Below are 15,046 nucleotides of genomic sequence, written 5' to 3' on the forward strand. Positions count from 1 at the left end.
ATGAAATTTCTAAGCTTAGCTTTAGTACTTGTTTTAAGCGGCTGCGCTGTTAAAAATATAGATGAAAACTACAAGCAAATTTTGTTTGAAGATAACGCTAGCAGGGAGCTAAATTTAAACACATCTTGGTGGAAAGAGTATCACCAAAGCTATCTTAATGAACTCATTGATCTAGCACTTAAAAACAACACCGACCTTACAAAAGCTGCGATAAATGTAAATAAAGCACTCGCTCAAGCTGGAATTTTGGAGGCAAATTTAATCCCAAGCTTTAACGCTGGCGTTGAGGCATCAAGCAACAAAAATATAAAAGAGGGTGGTGCTTCTAGCAGAAATTTTGGCTCAAGCATAGGGCTTAGCTACGAGCTTGATCTTTGGCAAAAGCTTGCAAATAGCAAAGATGCAGCGATGTTTGAAGCAGAGGCTACTAAATTTGATCTGGAAGCTAGCAAGCTAAGCGTGATAAACTCTGTGGCAGACGCGTATTTTCAGATATTATATCTAAATGAGAGCATTAAAACTTATAAGCAAATTTTAGAAATTTATAATGAACTAAATGAGATAGTTAGGTTTAAATTTGAGCTTGGCAAAGAGGAGGCGCTAAGCTTAAAACAGATAAACTCACAGCTTTTAAGCGCTCAAAACAAGATAGAAAATGCCAAAAAAGAGCTAGTCGTAGCCAAGAAAATGCTTAGGATTTTGCTAAATGAGAGGCCGGATTTTGAGCTTAAATTTGAGGGCCTCACGCTAAGTCCTGTAAAAAAAGTGGGCGTTGATCTAAATGTGCCAACAAGTGCCATAGCAAACCGCCCTGATATAAGAGCGGCCATTTACCGCATAGAAGAGGGCATCCTAAACTATAAAGCTAGTCAAAAAGATTTTTATCCAAGCATCACGCTAGGAGCTAGCCTAAAAAGTAGTACCAACAAAAAAGAGGAAGCGTTTAGCCTTAAATTCCTAAATGGCAACATAGCTTTAAATTTACCATTTTTAAACTACCACAAACTAAAGTCAAATTTAAAGGTCAGCGAGGCAAATTTTGAGCTTGCAAAACTAAACTACATAAGCACTCTAAATAGCGCTCTTAACGAAATAGACGCATTTTACAAAGGCTACTTAAACGACGAAGCACTACTTACAAACTACCGAGAGCAGATAAAAAACTACGAGGAAATTTCAAAAATTTACGAGCTAAAATACTCTTATGGCAAGGTCGAGCTAAAGCAGTTTTTGGAGGCTAAAAATAGCGAACTAGAAGCCAAAATAGGGCTACTAAAGGCAAAATACACACTCTTACAAGACGAGCTAAATATCTATAAAGCCATGGCTGGCAAATTTTAATATATGAGCTCGGCTTGGGACTACGAGGCAAACGCGTGCAGCAAAGACGGCAAATTTACTGCTTATAAATAGCGAGCACTACCTAAATTTAAAAGACACCCAAAATTTCTAGCTTTTTATGAATGGACGGCAGAACTTTATGCCCAAAAATTACACAATAGGGTAGATCAAAATTTAAGTTATGTATAAGATAAATACAAATTTTACAATTTTCAAAAAGTATAAAATTTAACTCATTTTCTTACAAATATTTTTACGACAAATTTAATGGATAAATTAAAATTATACAAAAGATAAAACACGAAAATGCCTATATTTAGTCATTTAAAACTTTCAAAAGAGTAAAATAAAGATTTTAAAATATTAATTTGAAAATTACAGTTTTCAATACAAATATATAAAAAAGCTTGTATTTTACCCTTTAACATATTCATATAAGTATTATGCTTTTAAAATTATCTTTTTAAAATGAAAGTTGTATTTGTTTTTTTGAAAACTTACACATTTAGAAGTAAGCTTTCAAAATTAGAAGTTTTATAAGATTGTAGATTTTAAGCCAAAAGCTCTTTTGCAATCATACTTATGCGTTTTGCTTCAGCACTTGCTCCGATCTCATCTTTTGCTATTTTCATTACGGCGCCTAAATTTTTACCAACTCTTTCAATAATCTTTTTTATTTTCTCTTTAAGCTCTTCATCACTTAGTTGTGCTGGCAGATATGCCTTAATGAGCTCAATCTCGCCCTGCTCTTTTTTAGCCAAATCCTCTCTAGCACCTTTTATATAAAGCTCAACCGAGTCAGCCCTCTTTTTGATCTCCTTTTGAAGTAGTGGAAGTACCACTTCATCAGTCATTTCGATCCTTTGATCGACTTCGACCTGCTTAAGTGCTGCATTTAACGTTCTTAAAGTATCTCTTTTAAACTCATCTTTTGCCTTCATGGCCTCTTTTATGTCGGCTAAAATTTGCTCTCTTATGCTCATTTTCTCTCCTTTAAATTTTTGAAATATTAACTAAAAATTTGTGATAATTTCTTGAAATTTTCCTTGCAGATAGGCCACCCCAACACCCTCTCTAAGCCCATCGTCAATAACTAAAAATTTTGCTTCTTGCCCACTTAAAAGCTCCTCTAAAAGCAAGGTTCCAGCGATGAGCGGATACTTTCTACTTCTTCCAACCGCCACGTCAGCACTTTTATCATCCATCTTTAAAAGCTCATTTACAAACCAAGCAAGATCGTTATTTTTAAGTTCATATCCACTCACTTTTTTGGGATCATAGCTTTCGTAGTTTAGCCCAAGCTTTAGCGCTGCGATAGTGGTCGGCACTCCAGAAGTTAGCACGATAAGTCTATTGTCAAGGCCTGTTAAAAATTCCCTTGCCCCTTTTGTATAAATTTTTGCATTTTCTTGCATCAGATCAAGCGTTTTAAACCTCTCGTAAAAAGTGATGATGCCGAATTTAAAGCTTATGAATTTTCCATCTTCGCCTATTTCTGAGCTTGCTCCACCGATGTCAATGATGCTAAATTTTTCATTGATTCCAAGCTTTTTAAAAGCATTTTGAACACCCAAAAATGTAAGCTTTGCTTCTGCTTTGCCACTGATGATATGAAAATTTATGCCAAATTTCTCTCTTATCTCGCTAAAAATTTCCTCGCTATTTGACGCTACCCTAAAAGCCTCAGTCGCGACTGCTGCGCATTTAAATTTATCAAAATCAAATTTATTTTTAGCCTCTGTTATCGCTTCAAAGAGCCTATTTTTGGGCTCATCTGCTATCTTGCCACTTTCATTTAGTCCTCTAGCAGCTCCCACTATCTTTTCATAAATTTGCTCATTACTAAAGCCATTTTGTTCTTTTTTGACAAGCGCTACGCGAAATGTGTTTGAGCCAAGATCGATCGCTATAACCAAAATTTATCCTTAAAAATTTTTGCAGATTCTAACATATGATAATTTAGTATCATTTAAAGTTGAAAAATTCTAAAAACTTTAATATTTTTCAAGATATAATCCCTATCAAAAACCTTATAAGGGGGCTTGATTGCTTCGAGATAACTTATTAGCATTTGTTATTTTTGCAATTTGTAGCGTTGGATTTTTCGTTTGGGGCTATCAATACATCCCGACAAATAACTACTTTTTATTCTTGATCGCTGGCATGTTTGGTCTTTTTATGGCCTTTAATATCGGTGGAAATGACGTTGCAAATAGCTTTGGCACAAGCGTTGGTGCTAAGACGCTAACACTTAAGCAAGCTCTCATCATCGCAGCTATTTTTGAGCTTAGCGGTGCGATATTTGCAGGATCAGAGGTTACAAATACGATTAGAAACGAGATCGTGAAATTTCCAAGCGATCTAAACCCAATGAAATTTGTCATCATTATGATCTCAGCCCTTCTTAGCTCTGGGCTTTGGCTATTTTACGCATCCAAAAAAGGTCTGCCAGTCTCAACCACCCACTCGATCGTTGGCGGCATCGTTGGTGCAGGACTTGCTATGGGTTTTATGATAAAAGATCCAGAGCCATTTAGCATGGTCTCATGGAGCGAGATCGGTAGAATCGCCGTAAGTTGGGTCATTTCGCCACTGCTTGGCGGCGTGATGTCTTACATTATATTTGGCTATGTAAAAAGTAAGATTATCGAGCCAACACATGAACTTAAAATGAATCTAAAAGCTCTAAAAGCTGAGCGAAAAGCATATAAAGAAAGCTTCATAAAAGCACTAAAAACAAAGCCAGCTGAGGAGCAAATAGCCACTCTTTCAAAGATCGCAGTTATCGATGAGGACGAGATCGAAACCACTGAATACAGCGAATATCGCTCAAAAATTCGCATTATGAAAGATAGCGAAAAAGAGATAGATACCTTTAAAGCGATGAAAAAGCATATCCCGATCATCGCTGGATTTGCCGCAATGGTCATCTCATCAATGATGCTTTTTAAAGGGCTTGAGCATATAAATTTAGCCTTTAGCATCATCCAAACCGTCTGGATTATCTTTGTTATCGGAGCTCTAGCATATCTTGCAAGCCTTGCTATTATAAACGTCATGAGCAAAAACGATAGCGAAAAGAGTATCAATAGAATTTTCTCATGGTTTCAAATTTTTACCGCTTCATCTTTTGCATTTTCACATGGTGCAAACGATATCGCAAACGCAGTTGGACCATTTGCAGCCGTACTTGACGTGCTAAAAACTGGCTCTATAAACGAAAGCTCGCCCATACCAAGCATCGCAATGGTAACCTTTGGTATCTCGCTTGTCGTTGGACTTTGGTTTTTAGGCAAAGAGGTGATCACCACCATCGGCTCAAAACTAGCTGAAATTTTACCGACAACTGGCTTTAGTGCTGAGCTTGCCTCAAGTATCGTCATACTTCTAGCTACAAAGCTTGGCATACCAGTTAGCTCGACTCATATTCTAATAGGTGCAGTTTTAGGTATCGGTATCGTAAATAAAAATGCAAACTGGAAAATGGTAAGACCAATCATTCTTGCTTGGCTCATCACGCTTCCAGCAGCTGCTATCTCATCAGCTATATTTTATTTTGCCCTTGCTAAATTTTTAGGCGTTTAGTCATATTTTTAAATAGCTAAACCGCCCTATTTTTTAGATAATTTTTGTATAAAATTTATATGAAGGCTTGGCAAGTTGATCCAACCTGCCAAGTAAATTTGAAGTTATTTTTTCTTAATGATGATCTTCTCACCATCGCTATCGATGGTGATCTCATCGCCGCTTTCAAGCTCATCTTTTAAGATCATATCAGCGATCTTGTCTTCAACTAGCTCGTAAAGCGCTCTTCTAAGAGGTCTTGCACCATAAACTATATCAAAGCCAGCTTTTGCAATAAATTTCTTAGCCTCTTCACTTAAAATTGCCTTGATACCACGGTTATGAAGAGTCTTTTCAAGCTCTTTAAACATGATCTCAACGATAGAGATTAGGCCTTGTTCGTTTAGAGGATTAAAGATGATAGTATCATCAAGCCTATTTAAAAACTCGGGTTTAAAGTAGTTCTTAAGCTCGTTTTTAACAGCAGCGTCACGGTCTTCGCCCTTTAGCTCCATTATGAAATTTGAAGCGATGTTTGAGGTTAAAATGATGATCGTATTTTTAAAATCAACCGTTACACCTTTATTATCAGTCGCACGTCCGTCATCTAAAATTCCCAAAAGTATGTTAAATACATCTTTATGGGCCTTTTCAACCTCGTCAAAAAGTATGACCGAGTAAGGTCGTCTACGAACAGCCTCTGTTAGCTGACCGCCCTCATCGTAACCTACATATCCTGGAGGCGCGCCAAGAAGCCTGCTCACGCTATGTTTTTCCATATATTCGCTCATATCAAAGCGAATAAGTGCTTTCTCATCGTCAAATAAAAATTTAGCCAAAGCCTTAGCAGACTGAGTTTTACCAACCCCTGTTGGTCCAAGAAATAAAAACGAACCAATCGGTCTTTGACCCTCATTTAGTCCAGCTTTGTTTCTCTTAACAGCACGTGCGAGTGCGTGTAGTGCGTCATCTTGACCGACAACGCTCTCTCTTAGATGCTCTTCGATGCGCAGATACTTCTCTTTTTCGCTTGTTAGCATCTTCTTGACTGAAATTCCAGTCCATTTGCTCAAAATTTCAGCTACAAGCTCCTCATCGACTTGATTTTTAAGAAGCACGCCCTCTTTTTTCATGCTCTCCCATTTTTCTTCAAGCTCGTGTTTGTGCTTTTTAGCGTCAGCTATCTTGCCGTATTCTATCTCGGCAGCCTTTTGAAGATCGCCATTTCTTTTTGCTATCTCAGCTTGTGATTTTAGGCTATCGATCTCTTTTGTTGCTTTTGAAATTCCGCCAAAAACGGCCTTTTCGTTTTCAAATTTAGTATCAAGCGCTAGCTTTTTCTCATTTAGATCAGCGATCTCTTTTTCGATCTCGCCAAGTCTTTCTTTATTTTTATCCGCATCCTCTATCTTTAGAGCTTCTTTTTCTACTTGAAGCGTTACGATCTCGCGTTTTATCTTTGAAAGCTCATATGGCTCGCTCTCTATTTGCATCTTAAGCTCAGCTGCTGCCTCATCTATAAGGTCGATCGCTTTATCTGGCAAGAAGCGGTTTGCGATGTAGCGGTCACTTAACCTTGCTGCGGCAACTAGCGCGCTATCTGTTATCGTGATGCCGTGATGAACTTCAAGACGCTCTTTTATACCACGTAAAATTTGAAGTGCCTCATTTACGCTTGGCTCTTTAACGTCTATTGGTTGAAAACGTCTTTGAAGTGCTGCATCTTTTTCAAAGTACTTTCTATACTCTTTTAATGTCGTCGCACCAACAGCGTGAAGCTCGCCACGTGCAAGAGCTGGTTTTAGGATATTTGCAGCATCCATTCCGCCCTCGCTCGCACCAGCTCCAACTATGGTGTGAATTTCATCTATAAAAAGTATAATATTGCCAGCTTTTTTAACCTCGTCGATGACAGCTTTTAGCCTATCTTCAAACTCGCCCCTATACTTTGCACCAGCTACAACCGCACTCATATCAAGCGCGATGACACGCTTGTTTGCAAGGCTTGTTGGCACATCGCGAGCCACTATCTTTTGAGCTAGCCCTTCAACGATGGCTGTTTTACCAACGCCTGGCTCACCAAGCAAGATAGGGTTGTTTTTACTCTTTCTTATTAAAATTTGCATCATCCTAGTGATCTCTTCATCACGGCCGATGACTGGATCAAGCTCTTTATTTAGCGCTTTTTGCGTCAGATCGATACCAAATTTCTCTAAGCTATCAAGAGTATCATCGCCAGTTTGGCTATCTATCTTTTTGCCACCTCTTATACTCTCAAGATTCTTTTTGATCTCTAAGATGTCGCAAAATTTGCTTAAAATTTGTTTGATCTCACTAAGTTCAAGAGATGAGATAATCCATGTATCAACAGCTACGTAGCTATCTCCCATGCTTACCATTAAAGCTTTTGCATTTTCAAGAGAGTTTATAAGCTCTCTTGAAACTGAAACGTTATCTTTTGTAACATTTGAGCTACTTGGAAGTGAAGAAATTTTACTTTTTACTTCAAGCTCGACAGCATCTTTACTTACATTCATTTTATTAAACACTTGGTTTAAAATAGAATTACTATCTGCAAGCAAAGCCCAAAAAATATGAAGCGGAATAACTTGCGGATTTTTAGAAAATATCGCTAAACTAATACCTTTTTCAAGAGTTTCTTGCATCTGAGCTGTTAAATTTTCTGTTATATCAGCCATTAAATCTCCTTGGATTATTTTATATGGTCGCCATTATATAACTTTAGTCTTATATTGTCAAGTATTTTTATAATGCTTGTCACTCTTTTTATTTAATTGCTAAAATTTACCGTTATAAATTTGTATCAAAAAAACTATCCAAAAGCAAAAATATAAGCTTAAATTTATACTTTTTTTAGCCAAAAGCTAATAGAATTGAGCCAAAAATTATAGGAGAAATTTTGAATAAATTTAGTAAATTTTTTGCACTAAAAATTACAGGTGCTTTGCTTATCTCAAGCGTAGCAGTGAATGCACTTTTTGCAAAGAGTGAAGACGAAGCAAGTGCGAAGCTTGAAGCACTTTCAAAGCTTACAAAAACAATTTCAACCGTTGAAAAATACTATGTTGATGACATTAAATTTAAAGAGATCATTGATAAAGCCATAGCAGGGTTAATGCAAAATTTAGATGCTCACTCAAGCTTTTTAAATGAAAAAGCTTACAAAGATATGCAGGTGCAAACAAGTGGAGAATTTGGTGGCCTTGGCATAACAGTTGGCATGAAAGATAGCGCACTAACCGTTATTTCACCGATAGAAGATACCCCAGCTGATAAAGCAGGTATAAAATCAGGCGACATTATCTTAAGGATAGATGGGAACTCAACTATCGGCACAACGATAGATGAAGCAGTAAATAAAATGCGCGGCAAGCCAAAAACTCCAATAACTATCACAATTTTGCGAAAAGGTGAGCAAAAACCATTTGATGTAAAGATTATAAGAGATCTCATAAAAGTTGAGTCTGTCTATGCAAGAATGATAGAAAATGAAAATATCCTTTATATACGTGTCACAAATTTTGACAAAAATGTTGTTACAAAGGTAAAAGAAGCGATCAAAGAGTATCCAAAAGCAAGTGGCATCATACTTGATCTTAGAAACAATCCTGGCGGACTTTTAAATCAAGCTGTCGATCTGGTTGATCTTTTTGTAGATAACGGCGTCATCGTCTCTCAAAAAGGTCGCGACGCATCTGAAAATGTAGAGTATAAAGCAAGTACTAGTAAAACTCTTTCAAAACTACCACTTGTTGCACTAGTAAATGGCGGAAGTGCTAGTGCTAGCGAGATCGTAAGTGGCTCACTTCAAGATCATAAACGTGCTGTAATAATCGGTGAAAATACCTTTGGAAAAGGAAGCGTTCAAGTAATCCTACCAATAGACGACACCGAAGCACTAAGACTAACTATCGCAAGATACTACTTGCCAAGTGGCAGAACTATCCAAGCAGTTGGCGTAACACCTGATGTAGTCGTGCATCCTGGTAAAGTGCCACAAAGCGACGATAGTGCATTTAGCATCAAAGAAAGTGAGCTAAAAGCGCACCTAAAAAGCGAGCTAAACAAGATAAATCCTACAAGCGAGGGCAATAAAACTGAAGCAAAAGATGATAAAAAGATAATCACGCAAAAAAAAGTTGATGAAGATATTCAATTAAAAACGGCAATTGATACGATCAAAATTTTAAAAATAAAACAATAAATTAGAAGGAGATTTCCATGCAAAAAAGAGAGCTTATTTACGAGGGAAAAGGTAAAAAAATGTATGCCACAGACGATGCAAATTTGCTTGTGGCTGAATTTAAAGACGATCTAACAGCATTTGATGCTCAAAAAAGAGGCAACGAAGCTGGAAAAGGTGCATTAAATAATAAAATTTCAACACAGCTTTTTAAGCTTTTAGAGAGTAAAGGTATCGTGACTGACTTAGTTGAGACTATCAGCGACACTGAGCAAGTAGTCAAAAAATGCGAGATCATACCTCTTGAAGTTGTTGTTAGAAATATCGCAACTGGCTCACTAAGCAAAAGACTTGGCATAAAAGAAGGCACGGTTTTACCTTTTACACTTGTTGAGTTTTACTACAAAAACGACGATTTGCACGATCCATTAGTAACAGATGAGCACTGTATCATTATGGGATTAGTAAAGAGCGAAAAAGATCTTCAAACTCTAAGACACACAGCTAGAGAGATCAACTCTATATTATTTAAATTTTTTGCCGAAAGAGATCTAAAACTAGTTGATTTTAAAATAGAATTTGGTATCGATAAAGACGGCAATATCATTCTAGCTGATGAAATAAGCCCTGATAGTTGTAGATTCTGGGATGCTAAAACCAATGAAAAACTTGATAAAGATAGATTTAGACAAGACCTTGGTAGCGTAAAAGTCGCTTACGAAGAAGTTTTAAGAAGAATTTTATCGTAAGGACAAAAATGAAAGCTGTTGTAAATATAGCATTAAGAAGTGGGGTCCTTGACCCTGCTGGCAAAGCAGTGGAGCATGCTTTAAATTCTCTTGGATTTAGCGGTGTATCAAATGTCAGAATAGGTAAACAAATCGTTTTAGATATCGATGAGAGCGATAAAAACAAAGCAAATGAGCAGCTAAAAGTGATGTGCGAGGAGCTTTTAGCAAATACCGTCATCGAAGACTATGAGATCGTGCTATGAAAGTAGCGATCATACTTTTTCCTGGCACAAACTGCGAAGAAGACACAGCTCACGCATTTAAATTACTTGGATGCCAAACACAAATAATCTGGCACAAAGAAGATAAAATAGATGCTGATCTAGTCGTACTTCCAGGCGGTTTTAGCTATGGGGATTATCTAAGAACAGCTGCGATAGCTAAATTTAGCCCAGCTATGCAAGCTGTAAAAGAGCATGCAAAAAAAGGCGGCTATATCTTAGGAATTTGCAATGGTTTTCAGATGCTACTTGAGCTTGGACTCTTAAAGGGTGCGATGAGAAGAAATGAAAATTTAAATTTCGTCTCAAAATATCATCACCTAAAGGTGATTTCAAATAACAATAAATTCTTAGCAAATTTAGCCAAAAATGAAATAGTAAATATACCTATCGCTCACGGCGAGGGCAACTATTATACTGACGAAACCACTCTAAAAGGCCTTTACGACAACGATCAAGTATTACTAAAATACTGTGATGCTAAAGGTAACGAAATAAATCCAAACGGCTCAGTCGATAGCATAGCAGGAATTTGTGATGAGAACAAAAAGATTTTTGGTCTTATGCCTCATCCTGAGCGTGCTTGTGAGAAAATTTTAGGTACAGATGATGGTATGAAGATACTAAAAGGTCTAGTTTGGTAAAACATTTTCTTTTTATCTCCCTACTCGTACTAAATTTATTTGCTGCAAATACCGATGAAGTAAGCGTTTTTGATATGATGGACGAAGCTAGGGAGGATAAATTTGTAAATAGCCCTACTTCAAATCCAAAAACTCAAAAACCGCCAAAAGAACAAGATTTTTCAAGAAAATTTGTATCACCACAGCCAGAACGTATCACTCCAGAGCAGATGCGAAACATTGTGCCAACAAACGAGCCAGACATTAGCGTCCCAGACAATCAAGTATATGATAAGATCAAAGTAAAAGAGCTTCTTTTAAAAGCCACAAATGTGCCAAAAAATGTTGTTATAGGAGAAATTTTTAGTGTTGAGGTAGTGGCTGATACACAAAATGACTTTGAGTTTGAGTTTGAGACACAGCTTGATGAAACAAATATTAAATGGCTAAATAAGAAAAATTTTCAATGGGTAAAAAGTGAAGACAACAAATATGTAGGTACTTTTTATCTTGAGGCAACAAGCATTGACGCAAAGACTTTAAAAGTTAGCTTAACCCTAAAAAGAAATGGCGAAAACTATCAGAGCTCAAGCATAAATATCTTTTTGCCGAAGTTAAAAGAGCTTAGAAGTGATGAGAACTACAACCATATCGTGGCTGATAATCTTGAAGTTAAGAAATTTAAGACAACAAAATTTGATGATATAAACAATATCATGGTTGTAGAAATTTATGGCAACAACGTAGATTTAAGTGCTTTTAATATAGAAAATAAAACCATCTTAAAGCAAGGCGTAGATACGATAAATGGCGACTTTAACTCACAAAGTGCATATTATTTTGCAGTATTTAAGCCAAATAAAAAATCGCTTGACTTTAACTACTACAACCTAAAAAAGGCTAAATTTGAAAGCTTTTCTTTGCCAGTGAGTGTCGAAGATGACGATGTCAGCACACAGATCGGACTAAATCCAAAACAAAGTGAGTTTAGCACCTATAAAGATGTCACGATCTACTCTTGCGCGGTAATTTTTATGTTATTAGCTATTTGGCGCAGAAGGCTTAGCTACTTTTTTGTGGCGGCTGTTTTTATCGCACTTGGAATTTATACCTACAACCCTTTTGGCAAAGCAGCACTTAAGCCAGATGTGAGCGTTACTATCCTTCCAACTAAAAATTCAACCGTTTTTTACACATCTCACAAAAATGAAAATGTTGAAATTTTAGACACGAAAGATGACTACTCAAAAATTTTATTTGCTGATGGTAAGATTGGCTGGGTAAAAAAGGATAATCTTGTCAAAAATTAGAGCTTTATTTTTTGCTATTGAGTTTGTTATCAGCGTTGTTTTAGTCGTCTTTTTTATGTGGCTATTTAATGACAAAAATAGAGCCATAAGAAAATTTTGGGGAAGATCGCAAAGGTTTTTTGGTGGATATAAACTTGAAGTGATAGGCAATTTTAGTGATGAAGCAAATATCTTACTTATAAACCACCAAAGCATGCTTGATATCATAGTCATCGAAGAGCTTCACCCAAAAAATGTCTGCTGGATCGCAAAGGCACAGATCGGTAAAATTCCTATAATTGGTAAAATTTTAAGCTTACCAAAAATGATAGCGGTTGAACGTGAAAATAAACACTCACTTATAAAGCTTTTAAGCGAAGCAAAAGATAGAGTTGAAAATGGTCGCGTTTTAGCCATATTTCCCGAAGGAACTAGATCTCAAACTAATAAGCTTTTACCTTTTAAGGGCGGTGCAAAACTATTAGTTGAAAAGCTAAATTTAAAAGTTCAGCCTATCGTTATTGTAGGAAGCGATGCTATGAAAGTAAAAGAATTTAGCTTTAAAAAAGCAGATATCAAGCTCTTTTGCCTTGATCTAGTCGATACTTCAAAAGAAAACTGGCTAGAGGCGACTAGAGAGAGTATGCAAAAAGTCCTAGACGAAAATAGAAAATAAATTTAGTTTTTGCAAATTTACAAAGCCCCTACTCTATATCATTATCTATAAAATTTTGATTTCATACTATAAATTTTTATCAATAAATTTAAAAAGGTCTAGCAAGAGCTAGACCTAAAAATATTAGTTTTGCAGATAAGTTCTTAAGTTCTAAAGACACTAAGCTTTGAATTTAATGCATCTGTCATCTTGTTTAGATGTTCTGCTGCTGAAGCTATCTCTTCGACGCTTCTAGCATTTTCAGATGAAATTTGGTTGATATTTGAGATGCCTTCCATGATTTCATTTACATTTTTGCCAGTTGCTATGTAGTCTTGCATAGTCTTATCAGACATTGCTATAGCGTTATTCATTGTCTCACCCATAACATTTATAGTTTTTTCAACATCGCTTGCCACGTGAGTTAGCTCTTGGATCTGTTTAGAGTTGATACCCATTTGCTCACTGCTATCATTGATCGCTTGAACGATGACATTGATAGTTGCATTTATCTCAGTTAAACTCTTTTGAGTCCTCTCAGCTAGCTGTCTAACTTCATCAGCAACGACGGCAAAGCCTCGTCCATGCTCACCTGCTCTTGCAGCCTCTATAGCTGCGTTAAGAGCAAGTAAATTTGTTTGATCAGCTATATCATTGATAACAACAAGGACTGATTTTACCTGCTCGGCATCACGACTAAGCTGATCAATCTTATCAGCCATTTGATTTTCAACATTAGCAGAGTCAATAATCTGTGCCGATAGCGATCTTATAGCTTCAGTTGCCGTTTTTATATGTGTGCTTGCTTTTTGAAGATCGTCTTTGCCGGCCTGAGCTACTGCTAAAGATTCTTTCATATTTTCTTGCATTACTTTACATCTTTGATTTGTCTCTTCCACTATTTCGGTTGATTTTTCTACACGTTTGCCTGTCTGAAGAGATGTAGAACTAAGCTCATTTGCAACGGAGCTATTTTCACTTGAAAGGTGCTTTGTATCACTTATTAATATTCTTATTCTTTCAATAAAATCATTTATATCTCTACTTATTTTAGCTATCTCATCTTTACCATAAATAGGAATTTTAATTGTAAAATCAGATGTTATCGCATTTAAATTTGCTCCTAGTCTATCGATAGGATTTGCAACCATCTTCTTAAGCAAGAACATCGAAACAGCTATCAAAAGTAAGGTAACTATGATGCTTGCTATGATGAAATTTTTACTAACTACTTTTAGTGGTGTTAAAAAATCATCAGTAACAGCTGAACCTAAAACCATCCAGTCTAGTTTATCAAATGACTCAAAAGCAACTATGCAGTCAACCCCATCAATTATAATAGGCTCAATGCCCTTTCCTTTTTTGACAATATTATCCATAGTAGTTTTTAATTCACTATTTAGCTCTTGATCTGCCTTAGTTGGATGGAAGTCAAATTTACCAGTTTTAGTATTGTACAGAGAAAAATATCCATGCTTACCAAGTTTCATCTCAGAAAAAGTCTTTTTCATATTGTTTAATCCCTCGGTAGGATCATAACCAACAAATAAAATTCCTATTACCTCGTTATTTTCAATAATAGGATCATAAACGCTCATATAGTTGCGTCCAAATAAATTTACAACACCTATATACCTATCTTTATTCATGATATTTTTATAGGCTTGACCGCTTTTGTCAAGCATTGTACCAACGGCCCTGCTACCATCAGCCTTCGTCACTGATGTACTAACTCTTAAAAAATTATCACCTGATTTTGCAAAAATGGTTGAAATTCCACCTTTTGTAGCGTTGTTAAATTTATCTAGAATATCGTAGTTATTGTTTAAAATACCATTTTGAGATATTAGTTCTATCGCTTCGTATTTACCAGTCTTGCTCATCTGGTGATTAGTTGAAATTTTTCCAATCATCTCTTTAAAAACACTCATTATTAGCTCTGCACTACTTACATTATCTTTCTCAAATAATTTAACCGTATTCATAGCAAGCTGGACGTTTTGTTCTACTGTTGTAAGCACACCATCTTTTATCTCGCGCTCTAAAATATTTGACGTATATACAACAAAACATTCATAGATACTGCCAAAACCGTAGCAATCGTTGCTGAAACTTTTACCAAAATGCTTCGTAAATTCATTTTGTCTCCTTTTTCCAAAAATTTTAGCCTTGATTATAGCACTATTTTAAATAAACTTTATACAAGAATGCATAATTAATAATAATTAATAAATTACTATTATTATTTTATTCATAAACTATAACTTTTTTGAAATCATTTTAAAAAATTAATTTAAAAATCTTGATAGTAATGCTATCAAGGTTAAGTATATTTTTATCACTTTGTGTTATAATCTG

11 protein-coding genes and 2 pseudogenes are annotated in these 15,046 nt (G+C 35.9%); 8 read left to right on the forward strand and 5 right to left on the reverse strand.

The window, feature by feature from the left end:
* Positions 1-1,341, forward strand: a complete 1,341-nt coding sequence (locus tag CYP64_RS05515) for a TolC family protein (protein ID WP_103648983.1) — start codon at positions 1-3, stop codon at positions 1,339-1,341.
* 551 nt (positions 1,342-1,892) lie between these two features.
* Here the strand turns inward: CYP64_RS05515 and CYP64_RS05520 are convergent.
* Complete coding sequence (locus CYP64_RS05520; protein ID WP_103648984.1) at positions 1,893-2,324, reverse strand: GatB/YqeY domain-containing protein; 432 nt, start codon at positions 2,322-2,324, stop codon at positions 1,893-1,895.
* 30 nt (positions 2,325-2,354) lie between these two features.
* Positions 2,355-3,257 carry a Ppx/GppA phosphatase family protein gene (locus tag CYP64_RS05525; RefSeq protein ID WP_103648985.1) on the reverse strand — a complete coding sequence of 301 codons (903 nt, stop codon included), beginning with the start codon at positions 3,255-3,257 and terminating at the stop codon, positions 2,355-2,357.
* 130 nt (positions 3,258-3,387) lie between these two features.
* On the opposite strand from CYP64_RS05525, the gene CYP64_RS05530 reads away from it, so the two are divergent.
* Complete coding sequence (locus tag CYP64_RS05530) at positions 3,388-4,926, forward strand: inorganic phosphate transporter (RefSeq protein WP_103648986.1); 1,539 nt, start codon at positions 3,388-3,390, stop codon at positions 4,924-4,926.
* A gap of 104 nt (positions 4,927-5,030) precedes the next feature.
* On the opposite strand, the gene CYP64_RS05535 is transcribed toward CYP64_RS05530, so the two are convergent.
* Complete coding sequence (locus CYP64_RS05535; RefSeq protein ID WP_103648987.1) at positions 5,031-7,604, reverse strand: ATP-dependent Clp protease ATP-binding subunit; 2,574 nt, start codon at positions 7,602-7,604, stop codon at positions 5,031-5,033.
* A 209-nt stretch (positions 7,605-7,813) separates the two neighbouring features.
* Here CYP64_RS05535 and CYP64_RS05540 point away from each other — a divergent pair, with 209 nt between their 5' ends.
* The 6 genes from CYP64_RS05540 to CYP64_RS05565 are packed head-to-tail and all read left to right on the forward strand — an operon-like array spanning position 7,814 to position 12,709.
* Positions 7,814-9,130 (forward strand): S41 family peptidase, encoded by a 1,317-nt coding sequence (locus tag CYP64_RS05540; RefSeq protein WP_440130150.1) that lies wholly within the window; start codon positions 7,814-7,816, stop codon positions 9,128-9,130.
* Between the two features lie 17 nt (positions 9,131-9,147).
* Positions 9,148-9,858 carry a phosphoribosylaminoimidazolesuccinocarboxamide synthase gene (purC, locus tag CYP64_RS05545; protein ID WP_021091373.1) on the forward strand — a complete coding sequence of 237 codons (711 nt, stop codon included), beginning with the start codon at positions 9,148-9,150 and terminating at the stop codon, positions 9,856-9,858.
* An 8-nt stretch (positions 9,859-9,866) separates the two neighbouring features.
* Complete coding sequence (gene purS / locus CYP64_RS05550) at positions 9,867-10,103, forward strand: phosphoribosylformylglycinamidine synthase subunit PurS (protein ID WP_087577064.1); 237 nt, start codon at positions 9,867-9,869, stop codon at positions 10,101-10,103.
* Complete coding sequence (gene purQ / locus CYP64_RS05555; RefSeq protein ID WP_103648989.1) at positions 10,100-10,765, forward strand: phosphoribosylformylglycinamidine synthase I; 666 nt, start codon at positions 10,100-10,102, stop codon at positions 10,763-10,765. Before purS ends, purQ begins: the two co-directional genes overlap by 4 nt.
* Entirely contained in the window at positions 10,759-12,054 is a 1,296-nt protein-coding gene (locus CYP64_RS05560; RefSeq protein WP_103648990.1) for an SH3 domain-containing protein, read from the forward strand. Before purQ ends, CYP64_RS05560 begins: the two co-directional genes overlap by 7 nt.
* Entirely contained in the window at positions 12,035-12,709 is a 675-nt protein-coding gene (locus CYP64_RS05565) for a lysophospholipid acyltransferase family protein (protein ID WP_223154721.1), read from the forward strand. Before CYP64_RS05560 ends, CYP64_RS05565 begins: the two co-directional genes overlap by 20 nt.
* A 143-nt stretch (positions 12,710-12,852) precedes the next feature.
* Here the strand turns inward: CYP64_RS05565 and CYP64_RS10520 are convergent.
* Together CYP64_RS10520 and CYP64_RS10525 are read right to left on the reverse strand one after the other, a co-directional pair.
* A pseudogene (locus CYP64_RS10520) lies at positions 12,853-13,905 on the reverse strand (methyl-accepting chemotaxis protein); the annotation flags it as partial.
* 27 nt (positions 13,906-13,932) lie between these two features.
* Positions 13,933-14,865 (reverse strand): annotated as a pseudogene (locus tag CYP64_RS10525) (Cache 3/Cache 2 fusion domain-containing protein); the annotation flags it as partial.
* Between the last annotated feature and the right edge of the window lie 181 nt (positions 14,866-15,046).

Origin of the sequence: Campylobacter concisus, assembly GCF_002913945.1 — a bacterium.
Classification (GTDB): domain Bacteria; phylum Campylobacterota; class Campylobacteria; order Campylobacterales; family Campylobacteraceae; genus Campylobacter_A; species Campylobacter_A concisus_P.

Bases quoted from the DNA above. Each gene is read 5' to 3' on its own strand.
- purC (WP_021091373.1), top strand. From the start codon at position 9,148: ATGCAAAAAAGAGAGCTTATTTACGAGGGAAAAGGTAAAAAAATGTAT.
- CYP64_RS05520 (WP_103648984.1), bottom strand. From the start codon at position 2,324: ATGAGCATAAGAGAGCAAATTTTAGCCGACATAAAAGAGGCCATGAAG.
- CYP64_RS05515 (WP_103648983.1), top strand. From the start codon at position 1: ATGAAATTTCTAAGCTTAGCTTTAGTACTTGTTTTAAGCGGCTGCGCT.
- CYP64_RS05535 (WP_103648987.1), bottom strand. From the start codon at position 7,604: ATGGCTGATATAACAGAAAATTTAACAGCTCAGATGCAAGAAACTCTT.
- purS (WP_087577064.1), top strand. From the start codon at position 9,867: ATGAAAGCTGTTGTAAATATAGCATTAAGAAGTGGGGTCCTTGACCCT.
- purQ (WP_103648989.1), top strand. From the start codon at position 10,100: ATGAAAGTAGCGATCATACTTTTTCCTGGCACAAACTGCGAAGAAGAC.